Origin of the sequence: Mesorhizobium amorphae CCNWGS0123, from assembly GCF_001686985.1 — a bacterium.
In the GTDB taxonomy this organism is placed as follows: domain Bacteria; phylum Pseudomonadota; class Alphaproteobacteria; order Rhizobiales; family Rhizobiaceae; genus Mesorhizobium; species Mesorhizobium amorphae.
This window is the reverse complement of the sequence record NZ_CP015318.1, coordinates 2,392,849-2,410,367: the sequence shown is the minus strand read 5'-3', so window position 1 is coordinate 2,410,367 and position 17,519 is coordinate 2,392,849. Positions and strand designations below refer to the sequence as shown.

Sequence of the window (17,519 nt, the reverse complement as noted above, 5' to 3'; positions counted from 1 at the left end):
ATGCGTATTACCTGTCCCTTCTGCGGCGAACGCGAACTCGGCGAGTTCACCTATCTGGGCGATGCCAAGCCTGCCCGGCCGGCGGTGGATGCCGGTGAGGACGCGGTCTTCGACTACGTCTATCTGCGCGACAATGTTGCCGGCGCAATGAGCGAGCACTGGTATCATGGCGGCGGCTGTCGGGCCTGGCTGAAGGTCACCCGAAATACGCTGACGCATGAGATTTCTGTCGTCGAACCGGCGGCGGGCGTCGGCGCCGCCAAGGTTGGTGCGTGATGGTCGGCGGCCCGCAGACACATCGGCTGAGCAATGGTGGACTGATCGACCGCTCGGCGCCGCTGAGCTTCCGTTTCGACGGCAAGACCTTCGTCGGCTACCAGGGCGATACGCTTGCCTCGGCATTGATCGCCAATGGCGTCAAGCTGGTTGGCCGCTCGTTCAAATATCATCGCCCGCGCGGCATCCTCACCGCCGGTTCGGAGGAGCCCAACGCACTGGTCGAGCTGCGCACAGGCGCCCGGCGCGAGCCGAACACCAAGGCGACGATGGCCGAGCTTTATGAAGGCCTCGAAGCCGCCAGCCAGAACCGCTGGCCGTCGCTGCGCTACGATTTCATGGCGGTCAACCAGCTGTTCGCGCCGATCTTTGTCGCCGGCTTCTACTACAAGACCTTCATGTGGCCGGCGAAATTCTGGGAGGCTATCTACGAGCCGGCGATCCGCCGCGCCGCCGGCCTTGGCCGCGCCGCCGGCATTGCCGACCCCGATCATTACGACAAGGCCTGGGCGCATTGCGATGTGCTGATCGCCGGCTCCGGCCCGGCCGGGCTGGCGGCGGCATTGGCCGCCGGCCGTTCAGGCGCTCGCGTCATCCTGTGCGAGGAAGATTTTGCCCTTGGCGGCCGGCTGCTGTCGGATGGCGGCACGATCGATGGTTTGCCGGCAGCCGAATGGATTTCACGGACGCTGGCTGAACTCGCAGCGCTGCCCGATGTCCGCATCATGACCCGCACGACCCTGTTCGGCGTCTATGACGGCGGCACCTATGGCGCCATCGAGCGGGTCAACGACCATCTGCCTTCACCGCCCGAGCACCAGGTGCGCCAACGCCTGTGGCGGATCGTAGCCAAGCGCTGTGTCGTCGCGGCTGGTTCAATCGAACGGCCGATCGTCTTTGCCGGCAACGACACGCCGGGCGTGATGATGGCGTCGGCCATGCGGACCTATGTCACGCGCTATGCGGCGACCCCGGCAAAGCGCGTGGCACTGTTCACCAACAACGAGGATGGCTGGCGCACGGCCGAGACAGCGCTCGGCGCCGGCCTGCAGATCGCCGCCGTGATCGATGCCCGGGCGGAGGTCTCGCCCGCCCATCGTTCGCTGGCTTCCAAGGGCGGCTTCACCGTGCTGAATGGGTCTGTCAGCGGTGTCGAAGGCGGCAAGGACGGTGTCAAAAAAATCTCGGTCTCGATGACCGGCGGCGCGCGCGCTGAAGTCGAAGCCGACGGGCTTGCCGTTTCCGGAGGCTGGAACCCGGCGGTGGGGCTCACCTCCTACCATCGCGGCCGGCCGAAATGGCAGGACCATATCGCCGCCTTCGTGCCGGATGGCGCGCCTCCCGGCATGGTGGCGGCGGGTGCCGCCAATGGCGCCTTTGGGCTCGGCGCCTGCCTGCGCGAAGGTTTTGCAGCCGGCGCTGCGGCGGCAAGCGATGCGGGGCGCAACGGCAAGGCGGGCACGGCGCCGAGCGCCGACGACGAGGCTTACTCGCTGACCCCGCTCTGGCATGTCGCCGGCAAGGGCAAAGCCTTTGTCGATTACCAGCATGACGTCACCGCTTCCGATGTCGAACTGGCGCAACGCGAGGGGTTCGAATCGGTCGAGCACCTGAAGCGCTACACGACGCTCGGCATGGCGACCGACCAGGGCAAGACCTCGAACATTGCCGGTCTCGCCATCATGGCCGCGGTATCAGGCAAATCCATTCCCGAGACCGGCACGACGATCTATCGGCCTCCTTACGTGCCGGTCGCCATCGGCGCCTTCGCCGGTCATCACCGCGACGAGACATTTCATGCGACGCGGCTGACGCCGTCGCATCACTGGGCGGCCGAACAGGGCGCCATCTTCGTCGACACAGGGTTGTGGAAGCGGGCGCAATGGTATCCGCGCGCCGGCGAGAAAGACTGGCTGGAATCGGTGACCCGCGAGGTCAAGGCGGTGCGCGGCGGCGTCGGCTTCTGCGATGTCTCGACGCTCGGCAAGATCGATGTGCACGGCCCGGACGCCGGAACCTTCCTCGACCGCGTCTACATCAACAGCTTCTCCAACCTTGCCGTCGGCAAGGCGCGCTACGGGCTGATGCTGCGCGAGGACGGCCTGGTCTATGACGACGGCACGACATCGCGGCTGGCCGATGACCATTATTTCCTGACCACCACCACGGCCAAGGCCGGACTGGTGATGCAGCACCTCGAATTCTGCCGCCAGGTGCTGTTCCCGGAACTCGACGTCCAGCTGACCTCGGTCTCCGACCAGTGGGCGCAATTTTCCGTCGCCGGACCGAAGACCCGTGATCTGCTCAAGGAAATCGTCGATCCGGCCGAGGACCTGTCGAACGAGGGCTTCCCGTTCATGGGCGCGCGCGAAGTGGCGCTGCGTGGCGGCCTCAAGGCCAGGCTGTTCCGTATCTCCTTCTCCGGCGAGATGGCGTTTGAGATTTCGGTGCCGGCGCGTTACGGCGAGGCGCTGGTGCGCAATCTGATGCAGGCCGGCGCGCCATTCGGCGTGACCCCATACGGCACCGAGGCGCTCGGTGTCATGCGCGTCGAAAAGGGCCATGTCGCGGGACCGGAACTGAACGGCACGACGACCGCCGCCGATCTCGGCCTGGGCAAGATGATGTCGACCAAGAAGGACTTTATCGGCCGCGTCATGGCCGGCCGCGAGGCGCTGGTCGCGCCTGACCGGCAGGTCGTGGTCGGCATCAAGCCGACGGACAAGGCGCGCCGCCTGCGCTCCGGCGCCCACATCATCCCGAAGGGCCAGACGCCTGGCCCGGACAACGACCAGGGCTATGTCACCTCGGTCTGCTTCTCGCCGACGCTCGACCAGTGGATCGGGCTCGGGCTGGTCGAACGCGGCCGCGAACGCATCGGCGAAATCGTCCATGCCCATGATCCGCTGCGCGGCGAGGACTACGAGGTCGAGCTCTGCAACCCCGTCTTCTACGATCCGGATGGAGGGCGCCAGCGTGGCTGAGTTTTCCTGGGAAGTCCGCAGCCCGCTCGAACGCGCGCTCGTCGCAGGACCTTATGGCGCGCGCGGTGATGCCGGCGTGTCGCTGACCGAGATCCGCAATTTCGACCTCGTGCAGGTGATGGCGCGGCGTGGCAAGGCGGCCGACATGGCAGGGGCGGCCAAGGCCCGCTTCGGTGTTGCGGCACCGGCCAGGCCCGAGGCGGTGCAGATTTCCGATGCCGCGCTGATCTGGTCCGGACCGGACCAGTTCCTTGTGCTGTCGAAAGGCGGCAAGCATGCGATCGAACAGCTCAGCCAGGCCTTTGCATCTTCCGCCTCGCTGTCGGACCAATCTCATGCCCGGGTGCTGATCAGCATTTCCGGCGCCAAGGTGCGCGCGATGCTCGCCAAGCTGTCGTCGATCGATCTCCATCCGGCATCGTTCCCGATTGGCGCCGCCGCCGCGACCTCGATGGACCACACCAGCGTCACGCTCTGGCGCGGCAATGACCGGACGGATGGGCAGGCGGTGTTCAACCTGCTGGTGTTCGCGACCTTTGCCGAAAGCCTCTGGCACACGATGCTGGACTCGGCTGCTGAGTATGGTGTGACGATCGCGCGTTCGGAGGAATTGGCGTAGCGCTGCGTTCTTCCCTTCTCCCCTTGTGGGAGAAGGTGGATCGGCGCGGAGCGCCGAGACGGATGAGGGGTGTTCCAGCGGAGTGAGACGCTGGCGTTCCCTGGAGCACCCCTCATCCGTCGCCTTCGGCGACACCTTCTCCCGCAGGGGGAGAAGGGGGAGCTTGTGCCACCTCCACCTTGCCAAATCCGACCGCACTGCTATTCTTGCTGCTAAAATAATTTTACACACAGGCAAACTTGTTTCTCGAACCGCAAGGCTGAGATGAGTCAGTCGCCCTACCCTGCAGTCACCATCGGACCGCCACGGCCGAGCCTGATCCTCAGGCCCGGCCAGATCGCGCTGCCGCCCGGCATGGAGCGCTATACGATCCAGGGCAATGGCGCCGTGCTCATCGAGGTCGAGGCCGGCGACACGATCAGCGTGCGCAATGTCGAGGGCGGACAAGCCTGCGAGCTTCTGGCCTGGGACAAGAGTGGCGCGACCGATCCCGCTATTTTCGGCGAAAAGTCCAACAGCAATGCCGCTGGCATCAAGGCGCTGCTGGTCGACGGCGACGACAGTCTTTCGGCTGTGCGCCGCGGCCTCGAGCGCCGCCAGGTGCAGCTCGACCAGGCGAAGGCGGTGCGCGTGTTCGGCGGTGCAACGCCCGCCGGCACCGAACAAAGTTTCACCGTCGCACGCGACGGCGCGATGCTGATCGCCGCACCCGGCGGACCGATGCTGGTCGACGGCCATGACACTGCCACGCCGCTTACCGTGATTGTTCGCCGCGCTACGATCCGCCCGGCAGCGAGATCGCAACTGGCCGATCCGCTCGCCGATCCCGTGCTCGACCTGCGCGTCCATTCGGCGACGGCGGAATCCTATTTCGTCAAGGCCGGCGACTATCTGCAGATCATCGACGTCGACGGCCGCCAATGCACCGACTTCCAGTGCTTTTCGGCGCGCAAGCTCGACAAGGGGCGCGATCATCCGCTCGACGTAACGACGACCCGCACGCTGATGGGATCGAGCTATCCGATGCCCGGCCTGCATTCGAAATATTACGACCAGGACATGGAGCCGCTGGTTGAGGTGGTGCAGGACACGTGCGGGCGCCACGACGCTTTCGCGCTCGCTTGTGCCGCCAAATATTACGACGACATCGGCTATCCCGGCCACACCAACTGCTCCGAGAATTTCAATCGCGCGCTGTCCGACAAGGGCGTCACGCCGCGCGCGGGCTGGATGGCGATCAACTTCTTCTTCAACACGGCGATCGACGCGCATGGCGTCATGGTCTCGGACGAGCCATGGTCGCGGTCGGGCGACTATGTGCTCTTGCGCGCTCTCACCGACATCGTCTGCGTGTCCTCCGCCTGCCCAGACGACACGACGCCGGCCAATGGCTGGAACCTCACCGACATCCATGTGCGGACCTATTCCGGCCAGCACAAATTCTCGCGAGCGATCGCCAGACGCATGACGCCCGATTCGGAACCGAAAATGACCCGCGAGACAGCCTTTCATTCGAGCTTTGCCAAGCACACCCGCAACTTCGTCGAGTACAGGGGCTACTGGCTGGCCAATGCCTTCGCCAAGGAAGATCCCATCGCCGAATACTGGGCCTGCCGGCAGGACGCCGTCATCATGGACCTGTCGCCGCTGCGCAAATTCGAGGTCACCGGCCCGGACTCTGAGGCGCTGCTGCAATACACGCTGACCCGTGACGTGAAAAAACTCGGCGTCGGCCAGGTCGTCTATTCGGCCATGTGCTACGAGCACGGCGGCATGATCGACGACGGCACGCTGCTGCGGCTCGGCAAGGATAATTTCCGCTGGGTCGGCGGCGACGATCTTTCCGGCGAATGGCTGCGCGAGACCGCGAAAAAACTCGGCCTCAACGTGCTGGTGCGCTCGTCGACCGACCAGATGCACAATGTCGCCGTGCAAGGGCCGAAGAGCCGCGACATCCTGAGAGAAGTCATCTGGACCTCGCCGCTGCAGCCGTCGATCGACGAGCTGGAATGGTTCCGCTTCGCCGTCGCGCGCATTGGCGGCGGCAACGGCATCCCGGTTGTCGTCTCGCGCACCGGCTATACAGGCGAACTCGGCTACGAGATCTGGTGCCATCCGCGCGACGCCGAAAAAGTCTTCGACGCGATCTGGGAGGCCGGACAGCCGCACGGTCTGAAGCCGATGGGGCTGCAGGCGCTCGACATGGTGCGTATCGAGGCCGGGCTGATCTTCGCCGGCTACGAGTTCTCCGACCAGACCGATCCGTTCGAGGCCGGCATCGGCTTCACCGTGCCGCTGAAGACCAAGACCGACGACTTCATCGGCCGTGAGGCGCTGATCCGCCGCAAGGAACACCCGCAGGCGAAGCTGGTGGGCCTCGACATCGATGCCAACGTTCCGGTCGGCCATGGCGACTGCGTCCATATCGGCCGCGCCCAGATCGGCGTCGTCACCTCGGGCATGCGTTCGCCGGTGCTGAACAAGACCATCGCGCTGGCGCGGCTCGACGTCACCCATGCGGCTGTCGGCACCGAGGTCGAGATCGGCAAGCTCGACGGCCATGCCAAGCGGCTGCCGGCGCGAGTCGTGGCCTTTGCCCACTACGACCCGCAGAAGACCAAACCGCGCTCCTGACGCCAGCTTGAGACCCAATAAACCAGCCCGCCATACGGGACCCACCGGTGCCGAGGTGGGTGCGCGGTCACAGTGATGTGCACATGTCCACAAAACGCTTGACGTGAAAGCGCGCCGGATCAATGTTCACTGTTAAGAAAAAAAAACGACTGAGTGGAAACACCAACAGTCGTCATATTGTGCCGGGGGGAAGCTTCGCGAAGCCGAGGCGTCGCCGGCGGGGACAACAAAAAGGGGACCACAGACACATGAGCACGGTAACCACTGCCTTGGTGCAGCCTGCCGAAGGGCAGTTGCACCGCAACATCGACTGGCGCGGCGCCTTCTGGGTGGCCAGCGGCGTTCCAGCCCTCGTCCTGTTTTCGATCGGCGGCATTGCCGGCACGACCGGAACGCTGGCCTTCGCGATCTGGATCGTGTCCATGATCATGGGCTTCCTGCAGTCCTTCACCTATGCGGAAATCGCCGGCCTGTTCCCGAACAAGTCCGGCGGCGCCTCGATCTACGGCGCCACCGCCTGGCTGCGCTATTCGAAGTTCATCGCGCCGCTCTCGGTGTGGTGCAACTGGTTCGCCTGGTCGCCGGTGCTGTCGCTCGGCTGCTCGATCGCCGCCGCCTACATCCTCAATGCGCTGGCGCCATTGCCGGTGTTCAGCGAGACCTCGCCGGAAGTCGCTGCCTACATCGCGGCGCATGTTGGAACGGCTCCCGCCGACGCCATCGCGGCGGTGACCGCTGCCGCAACACCGGCGATCCGCACCTGGTCGCTGTGGAGCCACACGCTGGGTCCAGTCTCCTTCACCTTCAACTCGACCTTCTTCATCGGCGCTGTGCTGATGCTGATCATCTTCTCGATCCAGCATCGCGGCATTCTCGGCACGGCCAATGTGCAGAAATATATCGGCCTTTTGGTCATCATCCCGATGCTGATCGTCGGCGTGGTGCCGATCTTCACCGGGCAGATCAACTGGGCGAATTTCTCGCCGCTGGTGCCCTTGGCCGCCGCCTACGCGCCCGAACCCGGCGCGTGGAACATCGCCGGCTGGACGCTGGTGCTTGGCGGCATGTTCATCGCCGCGTGGTCGACCTACGGCTTCGAGACCGCCGTCTGCTACACGTCGGAGTTCAAGAACCCCGGCACCGACACGTTCAAGGCGATCTTCTACTCCGGCCTGCTGTGCATGCTTTTGTTCATCCTGGTGCCCTTCACTTTCCAGGGCGTGCTTGGCTTGAACGGCATGCTGGCGACTCCGATCGTCGACGGCTCCGGCGTTGCCGATGCGCTGGCCGGCATGGTCGGCGGCGGCAATCTGATCCACAGCCTGCTCGTCATGCTGATGATCCTGGCGCTGGTGCTCTGCATCATGACGGCGATGGCCGGCTCCTCGCGCACGCTTTACCAGGGCTCCGTCGACGGCTGGCTGCCGCGCTATCTGAGCCACGTCAACGAACACGGCGCGCCGACGCGGGCGATGTGGACCGACCTCGTCTTCAACCTGATCGTGCTGGCCATCGCCTCAGCCGACGCGACGAGCTTCTTCTTCATCCTCGCCGTGTCGAACTGCGGCTACATCATCTTCAACTTCCTCAACCTCAATGCCGGCTGGATCCACCGCATCGACAACGGCCATATCGCACGGCCGTGGAAGGCCCCGAGCTGGCTGCTCGGCGTTGGCGCGATCTTCGCCTATGTCAATGCGATCTTCATGGGCGCCGGCGCCAAGGTCTGGAACCCGATGGCGCTGTGGGCCGGCCTGATCACCGCGGCGCTGATCATCCCGGTGTTCTGCTTCCGCCACTACATCCAGGACAAGGGCAAATTCCCCGACCACATGCTGGCCGATCTCGGCATGACCTCGTCCGATCTCAAGGTCAGGAAGGCGGGAATGCTGCCCTATCTGACGCTGGTCGCCGGCGTGGTGGTGATGCTGCTCGCCAACTGGCTGTTCGTCATCTGACGCCGAACCTTCAATGAAACGGGCGCGCTTCGGCGCGCCCGTTCTTTTTGGGCGTCTCCTCCAGGCCGGTATCAGCCGGCCTTGCGGACTGTCGCGTCTTCGAAGAACCGGTTGGGCGGCCGCTTCAAGCCGAGGTTCTCGCGCAGCGTCGATCCCTCATACTGCCGCCTGAAAATGCCTCGACGTTGCAGCTCCGGCACCACCTTCTCGACAAAGTCGTCCAACCCGGCAGGAAGATACGGGAACATGACGTTGAAACCGTCGGAGCCGTCGGCAAGCAGCCATTCCTCCATCTCGTCGGCGATGGTTTTCGCCGTGCCGACAAAGGCGAGTCCCGAATAGCCGCCCAGCCGCTGGGCAAGCTGGCGGACGGTGAGGTTCTCCGTCCGCGCGAGTTCGATGACGCGCTCGCGGCTGCTCTTCGAGGCATTGGTCTCCGGTATTTCCGGCAGGGGCGCGTCGGGATCGAAGGCCGACGCGTCATGGCCAAGAGCGATCGACAGCGACGCGATGCCGCTCTCATAGTAGACCAGGCTGTCGAGCTTCGCCCGCTTGGCCCGCGCTTCCTCGACGCTGTCGCCGACAATGACGAAGGCGCCGGGCAGGATCTTGATATCGTCACGCGAGCGGCCGAGTTTCTGCGCGCGCGCCTTGACGTCGGCGAAGAAGCGCTGCCCCGCCGCAAGATCGGCATGGGCGGCGAAGATCACCTCTGCCGTTTCGGCGGCCAGCTGCCGCCCCGCCTCCGAGGCACCGGCCTGGACGATCACCGGCCAGCCCTGCACCGGGCGTGCGATGTTGAGCGGCCCGCGCACCGAGAGGTGCTCGCCCTTGTGGTCCAGCACATGCAGCCTCGCCGGATCGAAATAGAGCCCGCTCTCGGCGTCGCGGATGAATGCGTCGTCGGCAAAACTGTCCCACAGGCCGGTGACGACATCGTAGAATTCCCGCGCCCGGTGGTAACGCTCATCATGCTCGACATGCTCGTCGAGACCGAAATTCAGCGCGGCGTCGGGATTGGACGTCGTCACGATATTCCAGCCGGCGCGTCCGCCGCTGATGTGATCAAGCGAGGCGAAGCGGCGGGCGATGTGGTAGGGCGCGTCGAAGGTGGTCGAGGCGGTGGCGACCAAGCCGATGTGATCGGTGACGGCGGCGAGCGCCGACAACAGCGTGAACGGCTCGAAGGAGGTCACCGTGTGGCTGCGCCGCAGCGCTTCGATCGGCATGTTGAGCACGGCCAGGTGATCGGCCATGAAGAAGGCATCGAACTTCGCCGCCTCGAGCGTCTGCGCGAAGCGCTTCAGATGCGCGAAATTGAAGTTGGCGTCGGGATAGGCGCCCGGATGGCGCCAGGCGCCGGTGTGGAGGCTGACCGGACGCATGAAGGCGCCGAGACGCAATTGCCGTTTTTCTGCCATGGGAGATGATCCAGTGATGCCGAGCGTTGCCGCTTCGATATCGCCACAGAATCGGCCTCTATCGGCCCGCTGAAAAGGAATTGTGTTTTGCGAAGCCGGTGCTGGGGAGCATTTTTCGCCCGCCAGGCTTGTGATACGGATCATCCGCCATCGGCCAGTGGCGATGGCGGATGATCCAAGGCTGCCACCTTATTCCGCGGCCAGTGCCAGTTGTGGCCTTTCGCTGCTCTCGATCAATTCGGGTTCCGGCGCCTGCTCTTCGTCCCGCGCCTTCTTGGGCTCGCGGCCGAAGAACAGAGCGTAGGCAGCCGGCAGCACCAGGATGGTAAGCACGGTGGCGACAAGGATGCCGCCCATCATGGCGTAGGCGAGCGGACCCCAGAACACAGCGCGCGAGATCGGGATGAGCGCCAGCACCGCCGTCATCGCCGTCAGCACGATCGGCCGGAAACGGCGGACAGCCGAGCCGATGATGGCCTCCGAGCGTTCCATGCCTCTGGCTATGTCCTGGTCGATCTGGTCGACCAGGATGATCGAGTTGCGCATGATGATGCCGAGCAGCGCGATGACGCCAAGGATGGCGACGAAGCCGAACGGCGCGCCGCTGATCAGGAGGGCCGCCGCCGCACCGATGATGCCGAGCGGGCCGGTGGCCAGCACCAGCATCGCCTTGCCGAAATGCTGCAGCTGGATCATCAAAAGCACGACGATGATGGCCAGCATGATCGGCGCCTTGGCGGCGATCGAAGCCTGGCTCTCGGCCGAATCCTCGGCACCGCCCTGGATCTCGATCTTGTAGCCGGGCGCGAGACCGTCGCGCAGGCCCTTGATGTCGTTGTACATCTTGGTGACGACATCGTTGGACTGCACGCCGTCCGGCAGCGTGCCGCGCACCGAGATGGTCGGCAAGCGGTCGCGACGCCATTCGACGCCCTGCTCCAGCACCGGAACGACCTTGGCCACCTGCGACAGCGGCACGAAGCCACCGAAGTCGGTCGGGATATAGACCGAGTCGACCGAGGACAGCAGCTTGCGGCTCGCCTCCGGCTCGCGGGCGACGATGGAGACCGTCTCCTCGCCGTCGCGGAAGTCGTCGAGCGGCGCGCCGGACATGGTTGCCTGCAGCATCTGGCGGATGCGCTGCGAGCTGACGCCGAGTGCACGGGCGCGGTCCTGGTCGATGACCAGTTTCATTGCCGGCACCGGCTCCAGCCAGTCATCGTGGACGGCGCCGAGCAGCGGATTGGCCTGGAACTTGGCCTTCACCTCATCGGCGATGCGGCGCACCTCCTGGCGATCCGGACCCATGACGCGCATCTGCACCGGCCAGCCCGTCGGCGGGCCGAGGAACAGGCGGTCGACCTTGGAACGGATCGAGGGGAAATCCTGCGCCAATATGGTGCGCAGCTTGACGATCAGCCTCTCGCGGGCCGGCTCGTCCTTGGCCATCACCAGAAGCTGGGCGAAGTTCGGATTCCTGAGCTGCTGGTCGAGCGGCAGGAAGAAGCGCGGCGCGCCCTCGCCGATATAGGTGGCGATGAAGCGCTTGTCCTGGTCGTCCATCATCCTGGATTCCAGCGCCTTGGCCTGCGTCTCGACCTCCTTGATTGAGGTGCCTTCCGGCAGCCAGAGATCGACGAGGATTTCCGGACGCGAGGACTGCGGGAAGAAATTCTGCGGGATGAACTGGAACGCCCACAGGCTGCCGGCAAAGGTCATCAGCGTCATTGCCAGCACGATGATGCGGTGGCGCACCGCCCAGCCGACGGTGGCGCGCAGCCGCCGGTAGAAGCTGGTGTCGAAGGCATCGTGATGATTGCCGGCATGCTTGCGCTGCTTCAGGATCATGTAGCCGAGCCACGGCGTGAAATAGACCGCGACGAACCAGGACACGACCAGCGCGATGCCGACGACGTAGAACAGGGTGCGCACATATTCGCCGGCCGTCGAGGCGGCGAAGCCGACCGGGATGAAGCCGGCGGTGGTGATCAGCGTGCCGGTCAGCATCGGGAAGGCGGTCGAGGAGTAGGCGAAGCTCGCCGCCTCGATCTTGACCAGCCCTTCCTCGAGCTTTCGTTCCATCATCTCGACGACAATCATGGCGTCGTCGACGAGCAGGCCGAGCGCAATGATCAGCGCGCCAAGCGAGATGCGCTGCAGGTCGATGCCGATCTCGTACATGATGGCAAAAGTGGCGGCGAGCACCAGCGGAATGGCGATCGCGATCACCAGACCGGAGCGCCAGCCGATCGACAGGAACGAAACGACGAGCACGATCAGCAGCGCCTCGCCGAGCGCCTCCATGAACTCGTTGACGGCATCCTTGACGACCTCGGGCTGGTCGGAGATCTGGTCGACCGCAACACCATAGGGCAGCCCTTCCTCGAAGCGCTGATAGGTCGCCTCGACGTCCTTGCCGACGTCCCTGACGTTGAAGCCCTTGGCCATGACGACGCCGACCTGGACGCTCTCGTGGCCGTTGAAGCGGTATTTGCGCTGGTAGGGATCCTCGAGACCGGAGGTTACCGTGGCGATGTCGCCGAGACGCGTCACCTGGCTGCCGGCGCGCAGGCGCAGCTCGCGGATGTCGGCCGCCTTGGTCACGTCGCCCTCAACCGAGATGCGCACCGAACGCAGGCCGGTGTCGACCGAGCCCGCCGGATCGACATTGTTCTGGCCCTTGATGGCATTCTGCAGGTCGGTGAGCGTCAGGCCACGTTCGGCGAGCGCCTTGGACGAAACGTCGATATAAAGTTTCTCCGGCTGGTCGCCGATGATGACCGCCTTCTCGACACCGGGCGTCGTCAAGAGCATGTCGCGCGCCTGGATGGCGAACTTCTTCAGCTCGGGATAGCTGTAGCCGTCGCCGCTGATCGAATGCAGCGTGATGAAGGTGTCGCCGAACTCGTCGTTGAAATAGGGACCGAGCAAGCCTTGCGGCAGATCGGCGGCGATATCGCCGACCTTCTTGCGCACTTGGTAGAAGGCATCCTTCACCTGGTCGGCGTTGGTGTCGCCCTTGATCTGGACGGTGATGATGGCACTGCCGGCACGGGTGTAGGAGCGCACGAAATCGAGATGCGGCGTTTCCTGCAGCTTGCGCTCGATCTTGTTGACGACCTGGTCTTCCATCTCCTTGATCGAGGAGCCTGGCCAGACCGCCTGGACGACCATGACGCGGAAGGTGAAATCCGGATCTTCCTTCTGGCCCATGCGCATCAGGCCGAGCGCGCCGGCAATGATGATCAGGCCAAACAGGAAGCGCGCAATGCTCGGGTGTCCGATTGCCCAGCGCGAAAGGTTGAACGGCTTCTTTTCATTCGTGTCGGTGGTCATCGGCGTCAGTCCAATCCAATTGATTGTCGGCGCATGCGCGCGGCATGCTCACGGAATTTCCGATGCTGGCTTCCGGGCGACGAGGCTTTCCGAGCGGAGAGACACTCGTCGCGTTGGGACGCGAGGACGGATGTGGGGGTTACATCGACCCGACGTCTCGACAATCGGGCACTCGTCGCCCGGAAACCGTGACCCACCAGACCCCTGCGGCTTCCGCCAAAGGTGATGACAAGTGGGTTTTCATTTTGCCTGGGCTTTAGCGCAGGCTGCTGGTGGTCTCGCCATCATTTTCCGCCGATGCGGCCTGCTGCGCTGCATCACCGGAGAGCTTGACCTTCAGGTTCTCGGTCATGAACTGGGTGCCGGCGGCAACCACCACGTCGCCCTGCTTCAGACCGTCGGCGACATTGACGCCATCGGCGGTGAAGTCGCCGACCTTGACCGGGCGCGGATGCACCGTCCCGCTGCTGCGGTCGACGGTCCAGACGATCTTCTGGCCGTCCTTCTCGGCGAGCGCGCTGAGCGGCACCGACACCATCTGCTGCCGGCTCGCCACCGAGGCTTCGATATTGGCGGTCATGCCGAGCAGCACGCGCGGATCGTTGGGCAGCGAGACGCGAACGGCAAAGGTGCGCGACTGCGGATCGGCGCTGCCGGCAACCTCGCGGACCTTGCCGGCAAGCGTCAGCGCATCGTCCGACCAGAAGCTCGCCTTGACGTCCTTGCCCGGCTTGAATTCGGCGATATCCATTTCCGGAACGGCGATCAGCACTTCCTTCTCGCCGTCGACGGCGACGGTCATGACCGGCGTGCCGGCGCCAACCACCTGGCCGACATCGGCGGTGACGGTGGTGACGATGCCGTCCTGGCTTGCCTTGAGATCGGTGTAGCCGACCTGGTTGCGGGCCTGGGCAAGGGTCGAGCGGGCAGCATCGCGCGTCGCCACCGCCTGATTGTAGGTCAGTGTCGCCTGCTCAAGCTGCGACTTCGACGCGAAGTTCTTGGCGTAGAGCTGCTCGGCGCGCTTCTTGGTCAGATCGACCGTCTCGACCTGCCGCTCGGCAGCGTCGAGGCTCGCCGCCGCACTCTTGACCGACAAGTCGTAGTCGGAGGGGTCGATGCGGGCCAGCACATCGCCCGAAGTCACATGCTGGCCGATGTCGACGAGCCGCTCGGTGACCTTGCCGGCGACACGGAAGCCGAGGTTCATCTCGGTGCGGGCACGCACCGAGCCGGAATAGTCGAGCTCGCGGGTGGTCTGCGCCTGACCGATCTCGACCACCTTGACCGGCCGGATGATATCCTTGACTTCGGCCTTCTCCTGGCTGCAGCCGGCAAGCCCAAGTACCGCGACGACGAGCACGGCCGGACCGACTGCCGGGAGCCTGCTCATGATGGAATTGGACAAAGACACCTTAGTACTCCCAAACTGGAGATGAACTGTCTTCCGGCGCCCGGCGGGCGGCGGCTATTTCTTCAAGGCCTTGATCGCGTAATCGATGAGGTCGTCGGGCATCGCCCGGTTGGTCTTGGCAAGACATTGCGCCACCATCTGCGGATGGCACAGGATGACGGTGGCGGCGCCGAAGCAGCGCGACGCGATCACCGGATCCTGCTCGGCGAACTCGCCGGCCTCGATGCCCTGGCGGATCACCTCGGCGAACAGATCGTGGATGCTGTCGACATGCTTGTCGATGACGCCCCAGTCGCGCTCGAGCGCCACGATGACCATCTCATGCACCTTCTGATCGTCGAGCATGACCTCCATCGTCATCTTGTATTGCGCATGCACGTAGCGACGCAGCCGCTCCTCGGCGCTGATCGGCAGGCGGGAAATCTCGTAGGCCATCTGATAGCTGGCGCCGAGCATCCGGCCGCAAACGGCCTGGTGGATTTCGACCTTGGAGGCGAAGAAGCGGTAGATGTTGGCCGGCGACATGCCGAGTTCGCGGGCAATGTCGGCGACATTGGTCTTGCCGTAGCCATAGTGGCGGAACAGGCGTTCGGCGCAGTCGAGAATGCGGGTGACATTCTCCTGGCGGGTCGGGTCGGCCACGATGTTGGCGATCTCGGGCATGGCTCTCTGTCAAATTACGAGTGACGAATTTCAATTTTCATCAGTCGTAAATCGAAATTCGTGAGATGTCAACGCGGATTCGACGTACGCGTATAATTGGTGACAGATGGTGACAGTCGCAAAGAGGCAATGACCAACGTTCGCGATTGGCCAATGGCGCTGATCCGGTCGTCATCCTAGGGCGAAGCAAGGAGCGCAGCGACGCGGCGCAGACCCTAGGATCCATGCCGTGACGCGTGTCGAAGAATGCAGCGGTATCAAGAAGTTACGCCGATACACGCCTGACGTCCGCCGCCGGTCATTCTCGACCGCTGGAGCACGGCCGTAAGGTCGCGGCATGGATCCTAGGGTTTCCGCGACGTCGCTTCGCGACTGCTCCACCCTAGGATGACGAAGTCAGGTGCCCTTCGCCATTTCCCTTAGCCGGAACTTCTGGATCTTCCCGGTCGACGTCTTCGGAATCTCGGCGAACACCACCGCCTTCGGCACCTTGAAGCGCGCAAGCAGGGCGCGGCAGTGATCGATGATCTCGGCCTCGGTCGCCGTCTTGGCAGGCTTCAGTTCGACATAGGCGACCGGCACCTCGCCCCATTTGTCGTCGGCCCGGGCGACGACGCCGCAGGAGGCGACGGCGGGATGCTTGTAGAGCGCGTCCTCGACCTCGATCGAGGAGATGTTCTCGCCGCCCGAAATGATGATGTCCTTGGATCGGTCCTTGAGCTGGATGTAGCCGTCGGCATGCATGACGCCGAGGTCGCCGGAGTGGAACCAGCCGCCGGCGAAGGCCTCGTCGGTTGCCTTGCGGTTCTTCAGATAGCCCTTCATGACGATGTTGCCGCGGAACATGACCTCGCCGATGGTCTCGCCGTCGGCCGGCGTCTCCGTCATCGTCTCGGGGTTCATCACAGTCAGACCCTCGAGCGCCGCATAGCGAACGCCCTGCCTGGCCTTCTTCGCTGTCCTCGGGCCCTTCTCCAGCCCGTCCCACTCATTGTGCCATTCGTTGACGACCGCCGGCCCGTAGGTCTCGGTCAGGCCGTAGAGATGGGTGACCGCAAAGCCGGCATCGGCCATACCCGACAGCACCGCCTCCGGCGGCGGTGCCGCGGCCGTGTTGAATGTGACCATCTGCGGGAACTGGCGCTTATCCTCGTCCTTCGCATTGATCAGCACCGACATCACGATCGGCGCGCCGCAGAGATGGGTGACGCCATGATCGGCAATCGCATCGTAGATCGGCTTCGGCCGCACCCAGCGCAGGCAGACATGGGTGCCGGCCTGCACGGCGAGCGTCCAGGGAAAGCACCAGCCATTGCAGTGGAACATCGGCAGCGTCCACAGATACACCGCGTGCTTGGCCATGCCGGCATGGATGGTGTTGGTGTAGGCCATCAGCGCTGCGCCGCGATGGTGGTAGACGACACCCTTCGGGTTGCCGGTCGTGCCCGAAGTGTAATTGAGCGAGATGGCGTCCCATTCGTCGTCGGGCATCGCCCAGGTAAAATCCTCGTCGCCGCCGGCGACGAACGCCTCATAGTCGAGCGAGCCGATGCGCTCGCCCTTCGGATAGGGAGCATCAGTGGCGTATTCGAGATCGTCATAGTCGATGATCAGCGGCCTGGCCTTGGCCTGCGCCAGAGCCTCCTTCATGACGCCCGAAAATTCGCGGTCGACGATGAGGACTTTCGTCTCGGCATGGTCGATCTGGAAGGCGATTACCGCTGCATCGAGGCGGGTGTTGAGCGAATGCAACACCGCTTTGGTCATCGGCACACCGAAATGCGCTTCCAGCATCGGCGGCGTGTTGGAGAGCATCACAGTCACGGTATCGCCCTTGCCGATGCCGCGCTTCGAGAGCGCCGAGGCGAGCTTCAGCGAACGCCGCCAGAAATCGCGATAGGCGATGCGCTGGCTGCCATGGATGATGGCAACATGGTCGGGATAGGTCCTGGCCGCGCGCTCCAGATAGGTCAGCGGCGTCAGCGGCTGGTGGTTGGCGGCGTTCCTGTCGAGATCCTGTTCGTAGGGATTGCCCATCCCATCCTCCCCAATGTCTATATTGCCGACTTTCTAATCACAGGCCTCGCGCCGCGTCACCAACAACGATGCCACGACATGGTGCATTTGGCACAATGATGATCCAGATTCGGCGGGCGGGCGAGCATCGCATGCCTCTGCTCAATTTGACTTTTGTCGAGAGCCGTGAATAATGTC

General features: G+C 64.2%; 10 protein-coding genes. 5 read left to right on the top strand and 5 right to left on the bottom strand.

All coding sequences use genetic code 11. From position 1 onward, the window contains the following. The 5 genes from A6B35_RS11105 to A6B35_RS11085 all read left to right on the top strand — a co-directional run bounded on the left by A6B35_RS11105 (position 1) and on the right by A6B35_RS11085 (position 8,471). On the top strand, positions 1-276 hold the full coding sequence (locus A6B35_RS11105) for a sarcosine oxidase subunit delta (protein ID WP_006204473.1): 276 nt from the start codon (positions 1-3) through the stop codon (positions 274-276). Further along, the gene (locus A6B35_RS11100) at positions 276-3,260 is read left to right on the top strand and encodes a sarcosine oxidase subunit alpha (RefSeq protein ID WP_006204472.1); all 2,985 of its coding nucleotides are present in this window, start codon (positions 276-278) and stop codon (positions 3,258-3,260) included. Before A6B35_RS11105 ends, A6B35_RS11100 begins: the two co-directional genes overlap by 1 nt. Further along, positions 3,253-3,879, top strand: a complete 627-nt coding sequence (locus A6B35_RS11095) for a sarcosine oxidase subunit gamma (RefSeq protein ID WP_006204471.1) — start codon at positions 3,253-3,255, stop codon at positions 3,877-3,879. The genes A6B35_RS11100 and A6B35_RS11095 overlap by 8 nt, the downstream gene beginning before the upstream one ends. 264 nt (positions 3,880-4,143) lie before the next feature. Further along, positions 4,144-6,513 (top strand): trimethylamine N-oxide demethylase, encoded by a 2,370-nt coding sequence (locus A6B35_RS11090; RefSeq protein ID WP_006201944.1) that lies wholly within the window; start codon positions 4,144-4,146, stop codon positions 6,511-6,513. Positions 6,514-6,761: 248 nt separating this feature from the next. Then, the gene (locus A6B35_RS11085) at positions 6,762-8,471 is read left to right on the top strand and encodes a trimethylamine N-oxide permease (RefSeq protein ID WP_006201945.1); all 1,710 of its coding nucleotides are present in this window, start codon (positions 6,762-6,764) and stop codon (positions 8,469-8,471) included. Between the two features lie 71 nt (positions 8,472-8,542). Here the strand turns inward: A6B35_RS11085 and A6B35_RS11080 are convergent, their stop codons facing one another. From A6B35_RS11080 to A6B35_RS11060, 5 genes are all read right to left on the bottom strand, one after another. Next, positions 8,543-9,892: an LLM class flavin-dependent oxidoreductase gene (locus A6B35_RS11080; protein WP_040582698.1), complete on the bottom strand. Its 1,350-nt coding sequence runs from the start codon at positions 9,890-9,892 to the stop codon at positions 8,543-8,545. A gap of 189 nt (positions 9,893-10,081) precedes the next feature. Next, a complete protein-coding gene (locus tag A6B35_RS11075; protein WP_006201947.1) occupies positions 10,082-13,228 on the bottom strand; it encodes an efflux RND transporter permease subunit in 3,147 nt (1,048 codons plus the stop codon). A gap of 256 nt (positions 13,229-13,484) precedes the next feature. After that, on the bottom strand, positions 13,485-14,621 hold the full coding sequence (locus A6B35_RS11070; protein WP_167361598.1) for an efflux RND transporter periplasmic adaptor subunit: 1,137 nt from the start codon (positions 14,619-14,621) through the stop codon (positions 13,485-13,487). A 75-nt stretch (positions 14,622-14,696) separates the two neighbouring features. Continuing rightward, positions 14,697-15,305 carry a TetR/AcrR family transcriptional regulator gene (locus tag A6B35_RS11065; protein WP_006201949.1) on the bottom strand — a complete coding sequence of 203 codons (609 nt, stop codon included), beginning with the start codon at positions 15,303-15,305 and terminating at the stop codon, positions 14,697-14,699. A 396-nt stretch (positions 15,306-15,701) separates the two neighbouring features. Beyond that, positions 15,702-17,342: an acyl-CoA synthetase gene (locus A6B35_RS11060; protein WP_006201950.1), complete on the bottom strand. Its 1,641-nt coding sequence runs from the start codon at positions 17,340-17,342 to the stop codon at positions 15,702-15,704. Between the last annotated feature and the right edge of the window lie 177 nt (positions 17,343-17,519).